Source organism: Halobacillus sp. BBL2006, from assembly GCF_000786645.1.
In the GTDB taxonomy this organism is placed as follows: Bacteria; Bacillota; Bacilli; order Bacillales; family Halobacillaceae; genus Halobacillus.
Genome location: NZ_JRNX01000438.1, coordinates 1 through 6,525, shown reverse-complemented (window position 1 = coordinate 6,525; position 6,525 = coordinate 1). Strand labels below are relative to the sequence as shown.

At 42.5% G+C, this 6,525-nt stretch carries 8 protein-coding genes; 5 read left to right on the top strand and 3 right to left on the bottom strand.

The features are described 5' to 3' along the window. From ychF to rpsR, 4 genes are all read left to right on the top strand, one after another. Positions 1-858, top strand: an 858-nt coding sequence (gene ychF, locus LD39_RS13115; protein ID WP_035547565.1) for a redox-regulated ATPase YchF, incomplete at its 5' end; no start/stop codon positions are given. Between the two features lie 139 nt (positions 859-997). Next, positions 998-1,291, top strand: a complete 294-nt coding sequence (gene rpsF, locus LD39_RS13110; RefSeq protein WP_035547561.1) for a 30S ribosomal protein S6 — start codon at positions 998-1,000, stop codon at positions 1,289-1,291. A gap of 12 nt (positions 1,292-1,303) precedes the next feature. Further along, positions 1,304-1,801: a single-stranded DNA-binding protein gene (gene ssb / locus LD39_RS13105; protein WP_035547558.1), complete on the top strand. Its 498-nt coding sequence runs from the start codon at positions 1,304-1,306 to the stop codon at positions 1,799-1,801. 21 nt (positions 1,802-1,822) lie between these two features. Continuing rightward, positions 1,823-2,050, top strand: coding sequence for a 30S ribosomal protein S18 (gene rpsR, locus LD39_RS13100; RefSeq protein WP_035507315.1), 228 nt, complete (start codon positions 1,823-1,825; stop codon positions 2,048-2,050). Positions 2,051-2,105: 55 nt separating this feature from the next. On the opposite strand, the gene LD39_RS13095 is transcribed toward rpsR, so the two are convergent. After that, the gene (locus LD39_RS13095) at positions 2,106-2,543 is read right to left on the bottom strand and encodes an Rrf2 family transcriptional regulator (protein WP_035547554.1); all 438 of its coding nucleotides are present in this window, start codon (positions 2,541-2,543) and stop codon (positions 2,106-2,108) included. A 177-nt stretch (positions 2,544-2,720) separates the two neighbouring features. On the opposite strand from LD39_RS13095, the gene hmpA reads away from it, so the two are divergent. After that, positions 2,721-3,947, top strand: coding sequence for an NO-inducible flavohemoprotein (hmpA, locus tag LD39_RS13090; RefSeq protein ID WP_035547551.1), 1,227 nt, complete (start codon positions 2,721-2,723; stop codon positions 3,945-3,947). Positions 3,948-3,978: 31 nt separating this feature from the next. Here hmpA and LD39_RS13085 read toward each other — a convergent pair whose 3' ends face one another. Beyond that, positions 3,979-4,614 carry a YitT family protein gene (locus LD39_RS13085; protein ID WP_052158863.1) on the bottom strand — a complete coding sequence of 212 codons (636 nt, stop codon included), beginning with the start codon at positions 4,612-4,614 and terminating at the stop codon, positions 3,979-3,981. 138 nt (positions 4,615-4,752) lie between these two features. Further along, positions 4,753-6,390 carry a peptide ABC transporter substrate-binding protein gene (locus LD39_RS13080; protein WP_369793244.1) on the bottom strand — a complete coding sequence of 546 codons (1,638 nt, stop codon included), beginning with the start codon at positions 6,388-6,390 and terminating at the stop codon, positions 4,753-4,755. Positions 6,391-6,525 lie beyond the last annotated feature (135 nt).

Genomic DNA, 6,525 nt, shown 5'->3' with positions numbered 1-6,525 from the left:
AGTAAAGGAGAAGGACTAGGGAACCAGTTCCTTTCTCATATACGACAAGTGGATGCCATTTGTCACGTTGTCCGTGCTTTTGAGGATGAAAATATCACGCACGTTTCTGGACAAGTCGATCCGATTACGGATATCGAAACAATTAATCTGGAATTGATCCTTGCCGACCTTGAGACGGTATCGAAGCGCATGGACCGTGTCGCAAAGATGGCACGTCAAAAGGATAAAGAAGCCGTTGCAGAATACAACGTTCTAGAAAAACTGAAGGATTCGCTCGAGGCAGAAACACCGGCCCGTGCTGTGGAATTCAGTGATGATCAAAGAAAAATCGTTAAAGGCCTTCATTTACTAACTTCAAAGCCAATCCTCTATGTGGCGAATGTGAGTGAAGACGAAATCGGTGAAGCGGATAATGATAAGGTGAAACAAATCCGTGATTTTGCCGCGAAAGAAAATGCTGAAGTTATCGTCGTCTGTGCCAAAATTGAATCTGAAATTGCTGAGCTTGATGGGGACGAAAAAGAAGAGTTCCTTGAAGATCTCGGAATTGAAGAATCAGGGTTGGACCAGCTTATTAAAGCTACGTACAATTTGCTTGGCTTAGCGACCTATTTTACAGCCGGTGAACAGGAAGTAAGGGCTTGGACCTTCAAAGAAGGCATGACAGCTCCTCAAGCGGCTGGAATCATCCACACAGACTTCGAACGAGGGTTCATTAGAGCGGAGACAGTCTCTTACGAAGATCTCGTAGACGCTGGCTCTATGGGCGTAGCACGTGATCGCGGCCGTGTCCGTTTGGAAGGAAAAGAGTATTTAGTACGAGATGGCGACGTTATCCATTTCCGTTTTAACGTGTAAATCAGGAGATCCTTCCGTTAAAGTATTGTAAATCTTGGACAACTTTGTTATAATACTTCATTGTGAGTAATTAAGATTAAATTACTCCTTGCTCCTACAAAAGTCAGGAGCCGTTAAGTCCATAAGGAGGTGAAAACGGATGAGTAGAAAATACGAAATCATGTATATCATCCGCCCAGACATCGAGGAGGAAGCGAAGACATCTGTCATGGATCGTTTCAGCACAATCCTTACTGATAATGGAGCGGAGATCGAAGAAGTTAAAGAAGTTGGCAAGCGTCGTCTTGCTTACGAAATTAACGACTACCGTGATGGGATCTATGTAACGATCGACTTCAAAGGTACACGTGAAGCGATCAACGAATTCGACCGTCAAGCGAAGTTCACGGATGATATTATCCGCCACATCGCTGTACGCGAAGATGACAAATAAGGAGTGGTTCTGATGTTGAATCGTGTCGTTTTAGTCGGCAGATTAACGAAGGATCCTGATTTACGCTATACGCCAAACGGAGTAGCCGTAGCCAATTTCACAATTGCCGTGAACCGTCCTTTCTCCAACAAACAAGGGGAACAAGATGCGGATTTCATTAATTGTGTCGTTTGGAGACGTGCTGCAGAAAACTTAGCCAACTTTATGAGTAAAGGCAGTCAAGTTGGAGTGGACGGACGCTTACAGTCCCGCAGCTTCGACAACCAAGAAGGCAAGCGTGTATTTGTAACAGAAGTTGTTGCAGATAGCGTACAGTTCCTAGAATCCAAAGGTTCTTCCCAGGGTGGAGGAAATCGTGGAGGTTCAGGATTCCAACCGAATCAGAATCAACAACCATCAGGAAATAACTTCGGTTCTAACAGTAATAATAACAACAACCAACGAAATGATGATCCATTCGCAGATAATGGAGAACCAATCGATATATCAGATGATGATTTACCATTCTAAATAGGAAGGAGTGAATGCTACATGGCACGTCGTGGACGCGGAAAACGTAAAAAGGTGTGTTTCTTCACAGCTAACGGAATCACACACATCGACTTTAAAGATGTAGATTTGCTTAAACGTTTCGTTTCCGACCGTGGAAAAATTCTTCCTCGTCGAGTAACTGGAACTTCTGCAAAATACCAACGTAAATTGACGAAAGCTATCAAACGCGCTCGTCAAATGGCTCTACTTCCTTACACTACTGAATAAGGGTAGCGCAAAAAAAGCCGCGAAGTCTCCAAGAGACTTCGCGGCTTTTTTATATTTATTCGATTCCCATTAATTCCTGCAGCTCTTCACGATTGGTAAGTAAATCTTCGAGCGTATATTGATCCACCACTTGTAAAAAGGCCATGAGCGCCTCGTTCAGTACGTGTTTCAATTTGCAAGCAGGAGTAATGACGCAATAGTTCGTCTTACGATCGAAGCACTCTAATAAGTGAAAATCATCCTCCATTGCGCGGACCACTTGACCGACATTGATCTCAGCAGCAGGCTTCGCAAGCCTGATTCCGCCCGATCGCCCTCGAATGGTTTCAATTAACCCAAGTTTATTCAGTTCGTGAATGATTTTTCCCAGGTGGTTCTCAGATATGTTGAATACTTCGGAAATTTCTTTTTTGTTAGCTAAGATTCCTTCTTCTTTTGAGCCCGTAAAAATCAATACCCTCAGAGCATAATCCGTATATTTCTTTAAACGCATTCGTTAAACCCTCATTTTCGTTATCTTTTTTTTATCTTATCACAAGTACTAAGGGTTGTCCTTGCCGGTGCTTTTTTCTATTCGTAACAAATTTGTCATAAAAGATGTATTTAAAATAGATCTTTTATCGTTATAATAAAGATATATTAAAAATACACCTTTTAAGGAGGAATCCTTATGACTTCAAAAGTAAGGGACGGTTTAGATCAAAAGACGGTGGACATTATTAAATCAACAGTGCCTGTATTAGCAGAGCACGGAGAGGCGATTACAAAGCATTTTTATCAAAAAATGTTCAGAGATCATCCAGAATTGAAAAATATTTTTAATCAAACTCACCAAAAAGTAGGCGACCAACCAAAGGCATTAGCAGCTACAGTGTATGCAGCTGCCCAGCATATCGACCAGCTGGAGAAAATCCTGCCAAGAGTAAAAGAGATTGCTCAAAAACACAGAAGCTTAAATGTGAAACCGGAACATTATCCGATTGTGGGAGAGTACTTGCTTATTGCCATTAAAGATGTGTTAGGTGATGCCGCGACAGATGAAATCATTGAGGCGTGGGGAAAAGCTTACGGCGTTATTGCGGACGTGTTCATTCAAGTTGAAGATGGCATGTATAAAGAGACGGCAAGTCAGGAAGGCGGTTGGACTGGTTTCCGTAACTTCAGCGTCGTGAAAAAAGTAAAAGAGAGTGATGTCATTACCTCCTTTTATTTGAGCCCTGCGGATGGGGGAGCTATTCCTGCTTACCAACCTGGCCAGTACCTTACCATTAAGGCGCAAATTGAGGGCGATCAATATGACCATTTAAGACAATACAGTCTATCTGATGCTCCTGGAAAAGAGTATTATCGTATTTCTGTTAAACGAGAAGACGGTATACAGGAGTGCCCGGCGGGTGTTGTATCGACTTGGCTGCATAACGAAGTAGATGAGGGAGACCTTATCCCTGTCAGTGCACCAGCAGGAGACTTCCAGTTAGACCTTTCAACAAGAAGACCTCTTGTGATGCTCAGCGGAGGAGTGGGATTCACTCCATTATTAAGTATGGTGAATACATTGAAAGAAAATCAACCAGAGAGGGAAGTTTATTTCATTCATGCGGCACGTAATGGCTCAGTTCATGCCATGAAGGAAGAAATGACGCTCGAAGGCCATGGAAAAACGATGTTCATCTATGAAAATCCGAATTCTACAGATATTCAGGAAAAAATTTATGACAAAGGTGGGTATATTGATCTCGAATGGCTGAAGAGGAGTGTGCCGCGCGAATCTGAATTTTATTTCTGTGGTCCCAAAGGGTTCATGAAGGCGATCTATCAATCTTTACGTCAGTGGGGAATTCCGGAAGAACAAATTCATTTCGAGTTTTTCGGTCCAAAAGGAAGTTTAGAAGCATAAATAAAAAGTCGTGGTTCTCCACGACTTTTTTTTATCGCTTTTGATAAGAGGGGGAAGTGCCTGATAACCCTTCATCTAATCGGTTTATGATTCCCATGAATACGTGAATGACAAAGCCGCTCAATACAGCAATAATCAGTGTACCAATTCCAATTGCGCCTCCGAAAAAAGCGGCAATGATCACGAGGGCAATGCTGATGATGCCTCTTGATAGAGACACGTTCAAACCGGTCAAATTCCTTAACACAAGCATCATCCGATCAAACGGGTTTGGAGCGAAGTCTGCTTGGATATTGACGGCAATTCCCAGCCCCGAAATAATCAGTCCTAAAAGTAAGCATACGAACTGAGGGATGATCGTGCCTGGTTCGATCATCCCTCGGAAAATATGAACCCAGAAATCGATCCCCGCCCCTGTAAGAAAAGAAGTGAATAACGCAATCATTTCTGGGCGTCGTTTTTCAGCAATGGAGTTAAAGATGATCATTGTCAGACCTACGACGATTTCCCAACTTCCGATCGTTAACCCAAACGTACGATAGAGACCGACGAGAAGAGCGTCAAAAGGAGAGGTACCTAACTTTGATTGGATCGTTAAAGCGATGCCCAGCGTCAGAATGACAATCCCAGCCGTGTAATACATGCCTCGCAGATAGATACGCTTCATTTTTGACACCCCTTTCCAAATGTTCAATATCAGAATACTATAACGCGGAACGAGGGAAGTTTCAAGAAAGAAAGATTGAGAGTTTTTACATAAAAAAGAGGAGGCTCTATGTAAGAGACTCCTCTTTTTGTGTGTTGTTTATTCTTCTACGTGAGCCCACTTGAATTCAAATTCTGGACCTGTAGCCGTTGTAAACACGCCTTTGATTGTTGGACGGAAAAGCTGTGCTTTAGCATCCTGATAGATTGGAGCTACTGCTTGATCTTCTTCAAGAAGTAAGCGTTCAGCTTCAAGGAATGTTTCAAAACGTTTTTCTGGCTGCTGAGCATATTCACCATTGGCTTTTTCAATCAGTGCATCATACTCTTCGCTAGAATAGTTCATGTTATTGTTTTGGCCACCAGTAACGTACATGTTCAAGTACGTGTTCGGGTCAACATAGTCAGGACCCCATGTCGCTGCTTCCATTTCGAATTCAGAAGCGCTGTCACGACGTACACGCTCTTTAAACGGTACTTCGGTTACTTTAATCGTCAGACCTTCAAGCTTGGACTCTAGCTGGTCTTTATAATAGGCTAGCGTGTTTTTGGATGTACCCGTGTCATCACCTAGAAGTTCGATCGTCACAGAATCAGTACCTAATGCTTCTAGAGCTTTGCTCCAATGCTCTTTCGCTTTCTCTTCATTGGATTCAGTAAGTACTCCCTGTGCTTCACGAAAACCTTTGTCGCTATTAGGCATAGATACGAAATTCGACGGCACATATCCTTCTGCTGGCACAGAGCCATCATTTAGAATTACGTCGACTAAAGATTGGCGGTCGATCGCATAAGAAATGGCTTTACGAACATCAACGTTTGCTAGAGCTTCATTCGCTTCCTGGTTGAACTTGAAGAAGTATAGGTAAGGTTTCTTGACAACTTCAAAAGCTTCATTGGAGCGATATTGATCGACGAATTCAGCATTCAGTTCAGTCTGGTCGATCTCACCTGTTTCATAGAGGTTCACCCCTGTTGAAACTTCTTTGATGACTTTAGCATTAATTTTTTCAAGTTGAACAGTGTCTGCGTCCCAATAGTTTTCGTTCTTTTCAACGGTCCAACCTTCACCGTGGTTCCATTCAGTCATTTTGAACGGTCCATTGGCAAGAGTATTTTCAGCTTCTGCAGCAAAGTTTTCGCCTTGTTCCTCAACATAACTCTGATTCAAAGGCATGAACGTTACGAAAACAGTCATGGATTTGAAGTAAGGAACAGGTTTTTCCAGCTGCACTTCTAGTGTTTTATCATCTACAGCTTTAACCCCGAGTTCTTCGATGTCTTTTTCGCCATTACTAATGGCTGATGCGTTTTTAATGATTCCGCCAAGGAAATATGGTCCGTATTCAGATCCAACATCTGGATCTACCGCACGTCTCCAGGAGTAAACGAAATCGTTGGCCGTAACAGGATCACCGTTAGACCATTTAGCATCACGCAGTTTAAACGTCCAGGTTAATCCGTCATCACTCACGGTGCCTTCTTTGGCCATACCTTCTGTAAGGTTACTATTTTCATCAAGTCGATAAAGTCCTTCAAGTGTTTCACCGGCCCATTGGAAGCCAACAGAATCCGTAATTAATGAAGGGTCCATACTTGGAATTTCACTTTTTGCTGTTACGGTTATTTCTTGTGCAGCGCTGGAACTTTCCCCAGAGTCGCCGCTTCCTTCTCCACCGCTTTCTGATGATGATCCACTGTCTCCACCACTACATGCTGCTAGTACAAGCACAAACATTAGCGTGAGTACAAGCCATAAGCTTTTTCTCAATGTAATCCCCCCGAATTAATAATTTTCTAAAAATAGCTACTTTTTGAATTATACAGATAATTTGTTCACATTTCAGTAACAATTTTAGAGAAAAAAAAGAAA